15 protein-coding genes are annotated in these 14,687 nt (G+C 29.1%); 2 read left to right on the top strand and 13 right to left on the bottom strand.

The features are described from left to right. Window positions 1–3 precede the first annotated feature (3 nt). From HYG85_RS17540 to HYG85_RS17530, 3 genes are all read right to left on the bottom strand, one after another. Window positions 4–1,605 (bottom strand): extracellular solute-binding protein, encoded by a 1,602-nt coding sequence (locus HYG85_RS17540; RefSeq protein ID WP_212690751.1) that lies wholly within the window; start codon window positions 1,603–1,605, stop codon window positions 4–6. Window positions 1,606–2,188: 583 nt separating this feature from the next. Next, on the bottom strand, window positions 2,189–2,476 hold the full coding sequence (locus HYG85_RS17535; protein ID WP_212690750.1) for a hypothetical protein: 288 nt from the start codon (window positions 2,474–2,476) through the stop codon (window positions 2,189–2,191). Beyond that, the gene (locus tag HYG85_RS17530; protein WP_212690749.1) at window positions 2,464–2,637 is read right to left on the bottom strand and encodes a hypothetical protein; all 174 of its coding nucleotides are present in this window, start codon (window positions 2,635–2,637) and stop codon (window positions 2,464–2,466) included. The genes HYG85_RS17535 and HYG85_RS17530 overlap by 13 nt, the downstream gene beginning before the upstream one ends. Window positions 2,638–2,942: 305 nt before the next feature. Between HYG85_RS17530 and HYG85_RS17525 the strand changes: the two genes are divergently transcribed. After that, the gene (locus HYG85_RS17525; RefSeq protein WP_212690748.1) at window positions 2,943–3,158 is read left to right on the top strand and encodes a helix-turn-helix transcriptional regulator; all 216 of its coding nucleotides are present in this window, start codon (window positions 2,943–2,945) and stop codon (window positions 3,156–3,158) included. A gap of 48 nt (window positions 3,159–3,206) precedes the next feature. Here the strand turns inward: HYG85_RS17525 and HYG85_RS17520 are convergent, their stop codons facing one another. From HYG85_RS17520 to HYG85_RS17500, 5 genes are all read right to left on the bottom strand, one after another. Further along, entirely contained in the window at window positions 3,207–3,644 is a 438-nt protein-coding gene (locus HYG85_RS17520; RefSeq protein ID WP_212690747.1) for a DUF3788 domain-containing protein, read from the bottom strand. A 194-nt stretch (window positions 3,645–3,838) separates the two neighbouring features. Beyond that, window positions 3,839–4,540: a hypothetical protein gene (locus HYG85_RS17515; RefSeq protein ID WP_212690746.1), complete on the bottom strand. Its 702-nt coding sequence runs from the start codon at window positions 4,538–4,540 to the stop codon at window positions 3,839–3,841. Between the two features lie 373 nt (window positions 4,541–4,913). Further along, the gene (locus HYG85_RS24445) at window positions 4,914–6,443 is read right to left on the bottom strand and encodes a hypothetical protein (protein ID WP_244971219.1); all 1,530 of its coding nucleotides are present in this window, start codon (window positions 6,441–6,443) and stop codon (window positions 4,914–4,916) included. 286 nt (window positions 6,444–6,729) lie between these two features. Continuing rightward, on the bottom strand, window positions 6,730–7,083 hold the full coding sequence (locus HYG85_RS17505) for a DUF6075 family protein (RefSeq protein WP_212690745.1): 354 nt from the start codon (window positions 7,081–7,083) through the stop codon (window positions 6,730–6,732). Then, window positions 7,074–7,223 (bottom strand): hypothetical protein, encoded by a 150-nt coding sequence (locus HYG85_RS17500; protein ID WP_212690744.1) that lies wholly within the window; start codon window positions 7,221–7,223, stop codon window positions 7,074–7,076. The genes HYG85_RS17505 and HYG85_RS17500 overlap by 10 nt, the downstream gene beginning before the upstream one ends. A 53-nt stretch (window positions 7,224–7,276) precedes the next feature. Between HYG85_RS17500 and HYG85_RS17495 the strand changes: the two genes are divergently transcribed. Continuing rightward, on the top strand, window positions 7,277–7,732 hold the full coding sequence (locus HYG85_RS17495) for a helix-turn-helix domain-containing protein (protein WP_153064117.1): 456 nt from the start codon (window positions 7,277–7,279) through the stop codon (window positions 7,730–7,732). A gap of 171 nt (window positions 7,733–7,903) precedes the next feature. On the opposite strand, the gene HYG85_RS17490 is transcribed toward HYG85_RS17495, so the two are convergent. The 5 genes from HYG85_RS17490 to HYG85_RS17470 all read right to left on the bottom strand — a co-directional run bounded on the left by HYG85_RS17490 (window position 7,904) and on the right by HYG85_RS17470 (window position 14,332). Further along, a complete protein-coding gene (locus HYG85_RS17490) occupies window positions 7,904–8,461 on the bottom strand; it encodes a hypothetical protein (protein ID WP_212690743.1) in 558 nt (185 codons plus the stop codon). A 16-nt stretch (window positions 8,462–8,477) separates the two neighbouring features. Next, window positions 8,478–10,544, bottom strand: a complete 2,067-nt coding sequence (locus HYG85_RS17485; RefSeq protein WP_212690742.1) for a hypothetical protein — start codon at window positions 10,542–10,544, stop codon at window positions 8,478–8,480. Window positions 10,545–10,982: 438 nt separating this feature from the next. Beyond that, window positions 10,983–12,032 carry a GNAT family N-acetyltransferase gene (locus HYG85_RS17480; RefSeq protein WP_212690741.1) on the bottom strand — a complete coding sequence of 350 codons (1,050 nt, stop codon included), beginning with the start codon at window positions 12,030–12,032 and terminating at the stop codon, window positions 10,983–10,985. A 195-nt stretch (window positions 12,033–12,227) separates the two neighbouring features. After that, on the bottom strand, window positions 12,228–13,796 hold the full coding sequence (locus HYG85_RS17475) for a hypothetical protein (protein WP_212690740.1): 1,569 nt from the start codon (window positions 13,794–13,796) through the stop codon (window positions 12,228–12,230). A gap of 149 nt (window positions 13,797–13,945) precedes the next feature. Further along, window positions 13,946–14,332, bottom strand: a complete 387-nt coding sequence (locus tag HYG85_RS17470; RefSeq protein WP_212690739.1) for a hypothetical protein — start codon at window positions 14,330–14,332, stop codon at window positions 13,946–13,948. Window positions 14,333–14,687 lie beyond the last annotated feature (355 nt).

Raw genomic sequence — 14,687 nt, 5'->3', positions numbered from 1 at the left:
TGATTATTTTGCTAAGTTTTCGTTATATATTTTGCAGAATTCTTCTATTTTCAATGACTTCATTTCTTTTACGTAAGTGTCCCAATCTTTTTCTACGTCTTTTTTACCTGTGATAAATGCATCAGCCCAAACTTCAAATGTATCAAATAATGGAGTTTGTAATACACCGGCATCTTCTGCTTTCATATCATCAAATAATGGTGTTGGAGGAATCGCTTGGATTACGTCTCCCATAGCCGCTACTTCTTTGTTGATACGAGCATAGTTCTCATCATATTTTGTCATTTCACGTTCGTTGACCCAAACCATTTGAGTTACATCTGATCCACAACCATATTTAACTTGAAGACTCTTGTAGATTCCTTCTGCTGAGTTAACAAGTTCGTCTGCATATTTAACTTTTCCATTTTCTTCTGTATAAGTTTTACCTTCAACACCTAAGCACCAAAGTTTTGCACCTTCTTCTGAGAAGAAAACTTTATCAATTGTTCTTACAACTCTTTCAAAATCATCACGTTTTGCAGTCTTAGCTGGGAATATGATTCCTGAGCCTGTACTACTCTTAGGCTGGTGATGAGCACCTGCTGTTCCTTCTAATGATGGGTACATCTGTAATTTATAACCATCTATTTCAGTTGAACCTTCAAGTCCACCGATTTGATCATAGTATGCATATGTAGCCATTGATTTTCCTGTAGCCATCTTTTGTGACCAGATATCTCCATTGATTGGATCTGCCATCTCTGGGTCAAGTAAACCTTCAGCATATAGTTTTGCAAGATAGCTTATGTACTCTTTGTAACCTTCACTGATTGCTCCTGGGAAGTATTCTTTTTTGTCATAATCGTAGCTTAATGTATTAGTTCCTGATGAACCGTTTTTACCAAGACTTACACCATATGAAGGCATTGTCATACGATAAAGAACACGAGGTCCAGCTAAGATAGTAAGTGGATATGAATCAGGGTTTTTAGCTTTGTAAGCTTTTAAAATCTTATATAAGTCATCAAATGTCTTAGGTGCTTCAAGTCCTTCAGCTTCTAAGAAGTCTTCTCTTAAGATAAGACCACCATCATAGAATGGTACATCATATAGACTTGGTAAGTAATAACGTTTTCCATCAGCTAATTTTAATTTATCAACTGTATCTTGTAATCCAAATGATTCAACACGTTTATTGAAGTTAGGTGTGAATTCAGAGTAATCACTGATTGGAACTATAGCACCATTAAGTGCAAGTGAAGCATTTTCACCTTTTGTTGATTGATATAAAATAACGTCAGGTGTATTAGTTCCTGTGTTCAATGCTAATGAAACTTTTGTGGAATAGTCAGCGATAGGAATTACTTCCCAATCAAATTCTACATTGAACATTTCCTCTGCTGCTTTTACAGTTAACCAATCATCTTGGAAAGGAAGTGTTGCATTATCTGAATAATAGATTCTAATTTTTACTGGTTTTTCTGTTTCTTGATTATCTTGATTTTCTGTTTGATTCTTAGATGAATCAACTACCTTTTTATCTTCTGCTTCTTTTTTTCCACAAGCAGTAAATAAAGCCATTACCATTGTTACCACCAATATGAGTGATAGAAATTTTTTCATAATAACATCCTCCTAAGTATTACTTTTTAAATTACATTTCAAAAAGATATAAGCCTCTGAAAAATTATTTCATGTTTTTTAGTAAAATCTTGTATCTTTTTTTCATACTAGTATACTAGCACTATTTTCTCATTAAGTCAATATCTTTTTTTCACATTTTCGTTAAATTGATTCAAGTTAATTTTTGTTTTTTGTTTATACTGCACAACACTAAATCATCAAAACCTGTGCTAATTAGCTTTTTATGCTACTTCAAGATGTCTTGTAATAAGTCTATAATATAGAAGCCAAGGGGTTTTATATTATGAATTATTATTGACATTATAACACATTTGTACTACTAACCAAAGGAATAATGTCATATTAAAGTAGAATAATAGAAATATTAAGTATTTTAGTTATGATTATGTTGATTGGAGTATTATTATGATCCTGTAGTAGTACAACCAATTCTCCAGACCAAAACTTATGAAATTGAATTTCATGATAAGGGATATTATTTGTTGGAGATAGAGACTAAAGAATGAGAATATAAATAGCAGGGGAATAAATCCTCTGCTTTTTATATTATATCAGTTAATATTTATAATATAGTAAGTTCTTTTAGTAGTTTGATACAATCTGTATATCCTGCTATGTATAGACTTTCATTGATACAAGCATCTCTTTCTAATTTTGTTGTTATATAGTTCTCAATGAATACTTTGTCTTTTTCGTCCAGAGAGTTGATGATTTGATTGAATTTGTCTTTGTATCTATCTACGTAACACTCCAACTCCTGATATTCTAAATCAGTTTTGATTAATTCTTGATATGTTGTTCTACGCATTTCAGCTGCGAAATTGCTAAAGCACTCGTTTACGTCTGCCATGTTATTATACCTCCTAGTATTGAATTACTATCAGAAACAGGGTATAATGTATTTATCGCTATTTTTGATAGTTGGTGTTGAGAAGTGGTGTTTTTTGCTTGGTTGGCATGCACCGCTTCTTTTATTTGTTTTTTAGGGACATGATACCTTTTTTTCGGCAAATATATCCCTCCTTTCTACCGACAAAGCTGTTTCACTACTTTTTCACCGACAAAAGTCAAATGAGTTTAAAAGAGTCATCACCTACCTTACAATTAATAATGTACTTACTACGACTAGTGTTATATGCATGAAATGTTAAAAAAATATTATTCACCAGTACATTATTATGTGTATATGTACACTTAATTATATCTTATGTAATGTATTTTGTAAACCTTTAAATTTCTATAGAATAAATTATATTGTTATAAGCTATGTTTTAGTGTATAGTATTAATATATCTGAATTAGAAGGTGTGATTTGTATGGATTTATCTATGGGCGAAAAAATACGTATTGTTTTAAGACGTAAAAAAATGACAATTACTGATTTAGCAACTGCCATTGGTACAACAAGACAAAACTTAACAAATAAATTAACTAGAGATAATTTCTCTGAAAAAGAACTTCATCAAATTGCAAAAGCTCTTGATTGTAGGTATGAAGGATATTTTATTTTTGATGATGATGAATATGTATAGGTGTCATTAACTTATATATTCACATCATCTTTTTAATATATCTATCTTTTACTTTTTCTCTACAGGTCTTTTTTTAATTTTGATTAATTCTTTTATATCATTTAATTCTGTTTTATTTAATACCCTGTAATGAATCCATCCTCCGCTACCGCAGGGGTATCTATTTTCCCATAAATCATTAGTTTTTGGTAACATATCAGGAAGTTTCTCAAGTAGTTTTGGCAATTCATTCTTTCCTATTTGAATAGTTACTGTAAAAGCTTCTTTTTCATAAAATACGTAGCACAGATGCTTACTTTTATGACTGTATTTTGTTCCCCAACCGTAGTTATTTCCAAAAGGAAATTTGAGTTCAGATATAATATCATAGTTGTTGGATAGGAATTGTTCTAATTCTTGGAGTAGTGTAATTCCATTATCACCTATGGTATCGTATATTTGGTTGATTGTTGGTTGGTTGTTTTTATCGAGTAGACGTTCATACATACCTAATCCCCCTATTATTGTAATAATATATTTTTATTTAGTTTTAGTCCATTCTTTTATGAAGTCCCACTCTTTTATAGTTCCATCGGAATTTAGTATAAATATGCATATCCATTCATTATCCGCTAGTCTAAGACTGCCAACAATAACAAATTCTGCTACCTTTTATTACTTTAATTTCATTAACTGCTTCTTTATAAAATGCCATATTCATTTTGAATATATACTTCTTCTCTTTTCTTAGGATTCACTTTTACAGTAACTTTTTTGCCTAGTACAATAGTATGAATCATATGCATTGGTACTAAGAAATCTTTTGTCACTTGATAAGCTTCACCTTGATAATACGGAATATCAATCGTAATCTTATAAGACTTAACTCTATTGATTTTCGTATGGGTATCCACTACATTTGAAATGGTCCCTTCAGTTGCATCATATGTAGAAAAATCAATATTCTTACGTTTATTCAATTTCAATGATTTAACAATTGCAGCAATAATTAGTGGAATACACAAGATAAGTGTCCCTCCATGTAACATGATAGACAGCTTTGCAACTGATACACCTCCACCAATCTCCATTGTCGCATTCCCAATATCGCCACCAAGAGCACCAATTAAAAACACATGCACTTTTAATTGATAAATAATGTAGCCAACCATAATAATTAAATAAGTAATTGGCAGTACTGTTAATTTAATAATAATATTTGAATCTACAAGCATAGAGCCCATCATAAATACCATCGTAAGTACAAAAAACACCACAACACTTTTTAATAATATTATACCAATACTACCTGAAATAAAAATGCCAACAAGTGGCACTAATGCTCCCATTATCCCAGATAATATCCCAAATATCATAGTCAATCTTCTTAATTTTATCTTCACCTAACTTCTCATCTCCTCGTTATATGTTCTCCACAATATAACGAGTATACATTAATTCACAAAAAAATTCTATACCACCAGTCTATTATTTTTATCTGGCATACATTCTATTTGTCCTCTTAATCCTGTGAAATACCCCAACTAAAACCTCAGTTATTTATGGTACGACTCACCATTGTTATCCTAACCTTTATTTATTATTTTAAATACTTTTTCTTACTTTATTCTATAATTCCTTTCGTTAAGCATATTATACATTTTAGAATAATTATGTAATCGATTCTACTCAAAAAAACAATGAGTAAGAATTAACTAATCGTCGCTATAAGGGTTATCCATTCAATTCATTATTTGTTTATCTTTCCTTATAATATTAGTTAGTATCTGACCATTTCTTAATGAAGTCCCAATCTCTAATAGCTCCATCGTTATTTAATATATCTAAATAAACTCCATCCCCTTTACCTACTTGCCAGATGGCTTGGGCGGAATTGGGTTTGTCTGATATATTATTTGTTTTTACGTACTCAAAGAATTTGTCTTTACCTTTTCCATATGTCTCTGAGACGTAGGCTACTAAGTATATGTCAATACAGCTAGCTCCAAAATCAGATGGTAGTCCATCTAGGATATGTTTTCTTATTATATTTACCCATTCAGTTTCTGGTGAGTAAATTATCTGTGATTTTATATCTTCAATGTTATATGCTTTGTAACTTCTTTTTTCCCATTGTTTTAGTTTAGAAAAGTCTCCATGATATTGCACCAGTTTGTGTAGCATGTTTTTTAAGTTGCATACTGTGGGGATGATATTTTCATTAATGTTTCTTCCTCTTAGACTATTAGGTAAATTATAATTGATTGCCTTTTTATCATTACCATTCTCATTAACCGACTTATTGTTATGTAAATAATATCTAATCCTCTTTGTAGCACCATTTCCTTTAGGTGGATTATAAAGTATATCATATTTAATATTATTTCCTAAAGATGTCATAGCATTACATATCATTGGCATTCTATTAAACAAGCCAATTTCTTTGCTTAATTCTCCAGATACAATTTCAAAGTACTCTTTTCCTTCTTGTTGTGCTTTCTCAAGTTTTCTTACTATGTATTCTCTAATTTCTGAGGTCTTACTTATTTGGGGTTGAACATTTTTACCATTATTTTGTTTTTGTTTGCTTGCTATGATAGAATGTACTTTCTTATCTTCTTCTAACATACTATAGCATTTATCCTTATTAAATCCTAGATATCCAAAATATATATCTAATAATTTCATTGGTGGGTAATAAAATTTCTCATCATATGATTTAATTTTTATTTTATTAAAGCATGTTTCATTCGACTTATAAAATTCTTGAATATCTACTATAGATTCTAGAGATAATTCACCCACCTCTATGTTATGCATCTTTAAACCTCTAATAAAGCCTTCATTATATGTAGGAACGCATCCATAAATCCCTAAAATAATTTTGGTTGCTAATGAATCTGAAACATTTATATCTACTGATATTCCATTAATTGTTGAAATATTATTCATATATGAATCTTTAACCTCATTTACGAGTTTCATCAATGCTTTAGGATCCTTTATAACATTTCTATTATTAACTAGAAAATAATTATAATTTTTATTCATTACTATATTTTTAATTAAATATTTATGTATTTTATAGTCTTTGTAGTGCAAAAAAGAATTACTAAACAGCTCGAAATTTGCTAAGTAATATGCAAGATTCAGACATGCTAAATCCATATTTTTTAGTTTATATCTATTAGAACTATTTGTATAATTCTTAAAAAAGAGATAGCAATGCTCCCAAGATTTATTAGCATGATATTCATCAATTCTCATTTGGTTATAATAGTTCTGAATTATACTTCTATCAATCAAATCAATCTCTCCTTCAGATAATTAACTATTAATATTGTGTTTTATTAAAATTATTTTTTTAAAATGTTCTTATTTTTATATTATTATTCAATTATATGCAATAATTAATTATAACATATATTATAATTATTTTGTATATATTTCTATATTTCAACAACATTCACCTTATATCAAATCCATATTTAAACCTATGTATACCAAAGCCACACATCTGCACTTTCTTCCCTATTTACTAATACCTAATGATCTAATAAAAAAAGACCTTCCCACCGGAAAGTCTCGACCATTATTCATATTCCCCCATATATCTAATCTTAATAGCACTAAGTGCCAATTCAAAATTAAAATCATCTAACCCTTGAAACAGATTAATTAATGAATCATCATTTTCTTTAATTAATACATACGCTAATGTTAATAATTTTATAGATGTCTCATCATATAATTGATTACTATTAACACACTCTTTTCTCATTACTCTTTTATCAAAATCATATATTTGATACAATTTATTATACAAATCATCATTACCAGCAACTATGTAAAACAACGACTTTCTTTTAGTATCTAATAACTCTGTACCATCCCTCTCAACTAATTGAATAAATCTTCTCATATGCAATTTGTTTCTTATAAACATTTACCATCACCTTTATCATTTGCTTCACTTTCTTTTTTAAGCACTAAATACTTAGCTAAGTTTAGTACTAACATCCTTTGTTTTTTAGATAATTTTGATGTCAATTTAATTAATTCTTGTGAATCTTGTTTATATCCCATCTTCCTTAAAACGCCTCCTATAATGTTTGTTAAAAACATTATATTCCTTCTATATGTTCTTGTCAATCACAAAAATTAATTTTATAGTTCTTGACAAACACTTTTTTCTCTTCTATACTCTTTCTATGGAGGTGTTTATTATCCGTTCACGTATAAAGGAATTAAGGAAAATATTAGGTATTAATCAAGATCTTTTTGCTAATAGAATAAGTATGAGTCGCTCTAATTTAGCCAATATAGAAAATGGGAATGTTTCTCTGACAGATAGGGTAAAAAATAATATAATAACTGAATTCAATGTTAACGAAGAATGGTTTGTAACTGGAAAAGGTGAGGTTTTCAATAATATTACTTCTAACTTAATAGACCAATTAATTAAAGAGAATTCACTTGATGAAATTGACAAACAAACATTAACCTATTTTATCCAACTTGATGAAGCTAGTAGAAAACAAGTTTTAGGATATATTCATCGTTTGTTGGAAGAAAAGAATATTAATAATATATAAAATTAAATAACATCCCATCTAATTTACCCTTAGAATGGGATGTTTATAATAACTAACGCTTCATTCACTTACAAAGAGTACTTAATGCTTTTGATTATTATAACCTAGATGTTTCACACACAAATATGATATAATCCTATAATGATATTGTTTTAAGATTTTAATACCTTATCAATATGCCAGATTCTCTTTAGTCATATCACCTGTATTAACATTAATAACAAAATGCCATCTACTTCTACCGTAATCATCAACATTATTTTCTCCTCCATCACATACAATTGAAGGTTGGTTCTTATAATTAGATAAATACATAAATTTATACCCTTTAGGTGGTTCCTTCTCAAATACTAGCCTACCATCCAAAGTAAAACCTTTTATATTTATAGCAGTTTGATTTGGACCTGTAATTATAATTATTACATTCTGTTCAATATAAATTTGAGCATTCAAAGTATTTTTACAATGAATTTCTACAAGTTGGTTTTGATGTATCCAACTGATTTTACCACTCACCTTGTCAAATATAAATATTCTTTTCCCTTCAAAAGATAGATTATAGACTTGATCTCTAGAGTAATTTTGTCCTGCCTCAACATAAACATAATTTTTCTGTAAATCAACAGAAGCAAAGTATGCATTCTCAAACGTTTCTTTAATGACTTTTCCATTATATATCCAACTTACACTTTGATTTTGGCTATCCCAAACAAAATTTTCAACTGTCATTTTCTTCTTATCTCCTTTAATTAATTGAATGTATTGACACAACCTCTAAATAGTCCATTTTGTTGACACCTCGTTCAAGCAACATTTGTATTTGAGTTCCTCCACCAGATAAATACTTATTTGCATTTATATCTATTTGAGGTCCAACTGGTCCTTCAAGCACAGGTAATTCTACACCTTGCTTAACCCTATAAGTTACTACTTTACTACAATCTTCTTTCCAATCTGATTTTACCGCTAACTTATTTCTAACATAATCAACATCAGTTATATTGTCCAATGTTGCAAAACTACCTGGTGATGTTACAGGTTGAGTACTATCTAAAGCCATCTGAAATGTATCTCCTTGTTTAAGAATTTTTTGTTGTGGTACAAAATCTTCAGGCCATGGAGACTGTCCATCAATAAGTTTTATATATGAATTTGATATTTCTTCAATACTTTTTCCTGAGTTTGCATCTAAAAACTCTTTCCAAGTTTTTTTGGTTCCCTTTGCAATAGCTTTTTTAATAGCTTTACCTTCAACACTACTTACAACCCCAATACCATCTTCACCATAAACCCTATCAGTCACTACATCATTCTGCATATGTGAATCAACAAAGCCATCAAATTTACTTTTCTGCATAACAGTTAAATCATCATAAGGAACTTTAACCAATTCATCATTATTTAATAGCACTTCATAATGGTCTTTTCTTTTAAATATTTTCTTGACGGATTTTATAAACTCAGCAGGTTTCATTTTCAACAGTTTCTTAACACTGCTACCCATTTTAACAACTTGTTTAACTGCCTTTCTAAATCCACCATTTTTAACAAATTGAGTTAAGCCCTTAATTCCTTTTACAAAACCACCTGCTTCTACAGCAAAGGTAATGGCTTCACCAATCAACTGACCAATCATAAATCCTTTATCACCAGCATCAGCATTATCATATTCAGCTTTCCATTCATCATAAGTCTGCTTTATCATAAGTTTCATAAGTTCTCTATTTTTAGATGAAAACGGAAGACTTACTACAAATGTTATAAAAAACCCTAATTGTTCTGGATGAGTGAACACGGAGTAGATACCTTCTATTGTATCATATATGCCTTTTATAGGTGAAGTCACACCTCCAAAAAATAATCCTGCTCTAAATTCCTGACCTTGTTCTTTTTTACTGGAACCATATGCCAATCTTGCCCATTCCATAAAAGCTGTTCTTTTTAACTGCTCAAAATCTCCTTTTTGGAATTGATATAAAGCTTGTATAGGATAATAATATTTCTTAAAATAGTTATATGCATCTTCGCTTTCATATTTATTCTCTGACGTTATATTACCAAGTTTTCTATCAGTAAAAGGCAATGAAGGTACATTCTCAAAATATTCATCTGGTAAAACATTAGATACATCAATATGGGTATCAGTTTTCATTAATTCTACCCAATGCATTAATACCATAAGCTTGTACTCATCAGGTAATGATTTATAAGTTGATTCCAGATTTATTCTATTAGAATATAGATAAGCTTCGCAATTACGTAAAAAATATTCAACATTTTCTTCAAAATCATAATCTATATCACTATCTATTTCCCCAAATATGTTTTCAAAATTAATATCATTTACATAGTCATTGTCTTTAAAGATATCTTGCATACCCTTTTTTAAAGCAATAATGTCTTCGTCATCATATTTGAAGGCTTTACTTGAAGACCCTCCTGAATTATCGCACATTTGACTTGTACGTAAATTTCTCTCATCAGTCAATGATTGTGGTTCTATCATTGGTATGTGATGTTCATCTTCTAATTGACAAGCTAATGAAAGCAATTCATTTTCTATATTATTGTAAGAATCGGCCGAATCATTCATTAGCTTTATATATGAATCCATGTTATAAATAATATCATTAAGTTGTTTTAAACACGTATTAATCATTCCATTAATAGCTTGTCTAGATTTCACATCATAATCAATATTAGATGTAATATTCATAAAGTCATCTTTTATATCTTGTATTTTACTACAAACATATGATATAGAATAGGTTTTACTTTTTAAGCCATCAGTTTGTATTTTAAAAGTATCCAACTTAACCCTCCATTAGCGAGTTATACTGTCTAATATTTCGCCATTTATTAATGTTTATTATCAATTAATTTATTAATAATTTAACAATACAGCATAATTGATAGCTATTAGCAATTTAATTAAGCTTAGACATTATAATAAACAAATCGCTATGTTTTTTCAACAAATCCTGACGAACGGTATGTTTAATCGGATAGAATGCAATAAAAAGTAAAAATGAACAAAAATCAAGTATGATTTTTGTTCATTTTTATCTTCAAAAAACTTAGCTATATAGCAAAGAGCAGAAAATAATTTTCTGCTCTTTGCTGTATGAGTACTATATATATCTTTAAGAAATTAAGATGTTACTCCATCATTCTGAAGATAAATTAATATATTTATTTAATATTTCTTTTGGAATATGGCAATAATCATTTGGACATTTAGTCAGCTATATTACCCCTCCATCCACTTCACGTTAAATTCAGAAGCCATATCACATGAATGTAAATAATCAATAAATGATTCCATTTCAAAATCCATTGGAATTTCCATGCTATGAATCGTTTTTAATACATCTTTTGCATCCTCTAATGTATTTCCTTTTATATAAGAAAGCATACAATCAATTAATAACTTAGGTTCACTCTTTGATGCATGAAATAAATAGTCGCCCCATTCCTTCCATTCATCCTCTGTCAAATCCTTCAGATTTTCAATTGGAGGGTAAGGTGTGAAGCTAGTATATTTATCAGCGAGTTTAAACCCAACGCTTTTAGCCGTTTCTATGGAACCTTTATTACAATCTACACATAACCAGTCTATACTTTCATATCCTTTTGCAAAGCATTTCTGAACAACTTTTGATACTACTAATTTTGCAAATCCACATTTACGATATTTCTTGTCTGTATGAATCCCTATTGCAATTTTCTTATTGTAAGTGCAATCACTCAATGACCAACTTACGATATCTCTATCATTTCGTATGTAATAGCCAACCCCATATTTATGAAATATCTCATCATCCTTCCAGTTATCTATCCATTCAATCAAATCCTCTACATTATTATATTTCATTTGTCTTAACAAATTAGGATTAACTTCTTCAAGATAATAACCTTCTGGCAATTCTACATTTATTTCTTTCTCTAATCCATTTTCAAGTATATAATGTCTCCTAGTATATGCTCTTATAAATTTATCTTTGTGATTAGAACATATGACATTTCTCCATTCACTTGTATCAGGTGTGACCTGATCCCAAAAGTCTATGTTTTCAAATACTGCTTTGTTAAATTCTAAATCCTTAGCATCCCCTGCAATATAATTACATTCACAAGTTTTAATTAATGCAGCAGTTGGATGAGCAATACTATTTACATATACCTCTCCATTCATAATTCCATTTACTGTTGAATAAACCGATAATTCATGATTTGACTTAACTAAAGGTGTAACTTTATAAAAATCATTTTTTGTAAGTTTATATACTTCTTTTCCCATATCTTCCCCCCCATTATTCATAATAACTACCCGAATACAATATTGTAATCAAAGTTATTTTATTACAATATCTATTTATATTCACTAATTAATTATAACATATACAACTATTATTTTGTATATAATGCTATTAATCTTATAATTTCATAATATTAATATGTTTACATGTAAATAACATATATTTCTCCACTTACTTTAATCCCATCTATCTAATATATAATTGTAAACACCTGTAGAGGTAGTAACTCTAAAACTCACATTCCATTCTCTACCATAATCAAGTCTGTAGCCACAAGCACTTGCTTCATTTACTCCTTCAAGGGTTGCCTCTTTCGAATATGCTTCTATAGTCTTTCTTATTTCTCTCAAATCATTTATTAGCATTTCTGGAAATAAACAATTACTTTGAGTTCCATTAACATCTTTTGCGCTATCAAGTAAAATAAATATACTCTTACCCTGATGTGGATATTCTCCATACCACATTGAAGGTTGATAACATATACCTGTAACATTACAATAATCATTCTTTAGATTCCATCTTGTACATGGAGATCCATTAGTATATACATACCATGAAAAGGGATTTCTTTTTTCTAGATTATCCCATTGAAATATAGGTGGAGCCTCTTGATGAGTAGCTGTTAATAGAGCCGTAAAATTACCATGCTTAGGAACCAAAAATTCAATTTTACTTGCATTAGTTAATACTCTCTTTTCGAATTTTTTCCAAGTAATTTTTGTAACTGGTATATCCACTGATTTATTAGTCTTATTTACGTTTTTTATTTTTATATGACCAAAGAACCCTTTTCCAGTAGTCTCGGAAAAATCATTATATTCCCATATGGTATTGAGTTCATCTAGTCTTGCATATCTACGACTAAAAGATTTTTTAATACCTAATTTTTCAACTATTTTTTCTCCTTGTTCAATATTTCCTCTTGTAGGGTTAGTTTGTGGTCTTTGATATTGTAAGGGATTCATTTTTTTTGCAAATCTATTTGCGATAGTATCAAAATCCAAACCAAACTTTATATCATCAAGCAAAGTACCAATCATAGTATTTTTGATATGACAATAACCTGGTGGTGCAGTAGCAACAGCGTGCCACAATATGTTATCACTATATTTCTTATTAAATTGTAATTTTTTATGTAAGTTCATGTACCAGTTGGAAATACCAAGACATTTTTCAAATCTATACAGATGCTCTGAATTAAGTATATTGTTAGCATCAACTGCAACATCATATGGATATTCCTCTATGTACTGTTTTAACATTCGAAAGTCTTCTCTTTTTTCAAACATCATTTGCATATCTGTATTTATTTTACCCGTATACCTTATTTTATCTGGTACATTTATATGCATATGATTAAAGCCGCCGGCACATGGAACTCCCAATATTTCTTTTGAAGTTATAAAGACATCTACAATATCTGCTTTTTCAACTAACTCTTTTAATCTTCTAAATGCTGGTGCCATTAACCCATCAAAATCTCCCCATAGAGCCGCTTCAACTTTACCATCTTCAGATAATGTAACAATGTTACCATAATCTTCAACAAACTTTTTACATGCACTACATGTATATCGTTGTCTGTACTCATTAGGTATTTCTAATAGAAAAGCTTCAAATAAATCATCCGCATTTGTTTTAAATAGTGGTCTACCTTTCTCAATAACATTTGTAAACTGTTTATTAATTAATTGTATATAATAAGTAAAATCTACTGTATATGAATCAAATCCTTTTATCATTTTATACACTCCCTTTTAAAATAGATTGTTTTTGTGTCTTAGACACTCATTTTTAATGTGTATACATGTTATCAATTTGACCCAATATCTTCAATAAAAAAAGTTTGCGAACTTATAATAAAGATGGAGCCCTAATGGCTCCATCTTTATTATACTGCTGTCTCTATCACTTCTATCTTAGAAACATTATTATCACTATCAATTGTAAATATTAATACCACAGTCTCTCCAACATATTTAATTATAGAAGGTGTATCATCTTTATAAATTATGTAAGCACATTTATTATAGAGATCCTCATCACCATAGAGAATCTTAATATCACCATAATAATCATCAGAAATTGGTTCATTATCTTCACTAAAAAAAGTAGTTAGAACTTTATCCATGGAGTCACCAACAACAATACCTTTCACAATACTTTCAGTTTTACTTAATGATACTATATTAGTTATAAAACCTTCTGTACGATTTTTATTTTCACCTAGGTATAGGTCTATTGAAAAATCCGAGTAATCTCTTGTTGTAATGAACACATCATCAAATGCAGTAAAATATTTATATCAGTTTGATTTGGTACTGTAATTAAAATAACTACACCCTGCTCTCTATAAATTTGAGCTTTCATTTTAATTATCTTTAGTATTTATTCTTCTGTCATATAATCACCCTTAATAAATTAGTACTTATAAACTCAAATTACTAGATTTAAATCTACAATAATTCATTAGTATATTTTAAATATTAAAATATAGGTATCTAATATGTTTAGATTCTACATTATATATATCAATTATTCAAGCAAAGATACTTCAACTAATTTATCATCATTTTAGTTATTAAGAATTTCCATTATAATATTTATTAAATAAGAAAAAGAATAATATTAAA

This window comes from Vallitalea guaymasensis, assembly GCF_018141425.1.
GTDB lineage: Bacteria > Bacillota > Clostridia > Lachnospirales > Vallitaleaceae > Vallitalea > Vallitalea guaymasensis.
This window is presented reverse-complemented; position numbering and strand designations above follow the sequence as displayed.

What these genes read in the sequence shown, in the direction of transcription:
- HYG85_RS17540 (WP_212690751.1), bottom strand. Translation starts at nt 1,605, where the DNA reads ATGAAAAAATTTCTATCACTCATATTGGTGGTAACAATGGTAATGGCT.
- HYG85_RS17535 (WP_212690750.1), bottom strand. Translation starts at nt 2,476, where the DNA reads ATGGCAGACGTAAACGAGTGCTTTAGCAATTTCGCAGCTGAAATGCGT.
- HYG85_RS17525 (WP_212690748.1), top strand. Translation starts at nt 2,943, where the DNA reads ATGGATTTATCTATGGGCGAAAAAATACGTATTGTTTTAAGACGTAAA.
- HYG85_RS17520 (WP_212690747.1), bottom strand. Translation starts at nt 3,644, where the DNA reads ATGTATGAACGTCTACTCGATAAAAACAACCAACCAACAATCAACCAA.
- HYG85_RS17505 (WP_212690745.1), bottom strand. Translation starts at nt 7,083, where the DNA reads ATGTTTATAAGAAACAAATTGCATATGAGAAGATTTATTCAATTAGTT.
- HYG85_RS17500 (WP_212690744.1), bottom strand. Translation starts at nt 7,223, where the DNA reads ATGGGATATAAACAAGATTCACAAGAATTAATTAAATTGACATCAAAA.
- HYG85_RS17495 (WP_153064117.1), top strand. Translation starts at nt 7,277, where the DNA reads ATGTTCTTGTCAATCACAAAAATTAATTTTATAGTTCTTGACAAACAC.
- HYG85_RS17490 (WP_212690743.1), bottom strand. Translation starts at nt 8,461, where the DNA reads ATGACAGTTGAAAATTTTGTTTGGGATAGCCAAAATCAAAGTGTAAGT.
- HYG85_RS17480 (WP_212690741.1), bottom strand. Translation starts at nt 12,032, where the DNA reads ATGGGAAAAGAAGTATATAAACTTACAAAAAATGATTTTTATAAAGTT.
- HYG85_RS17475 (WP_212690740.1), bottom strand. Translation starts at nt 13,796, where the DNA reads ATGATAAAAGGATTTGATTCATATACAGTAGATTTTACTTATTATATA.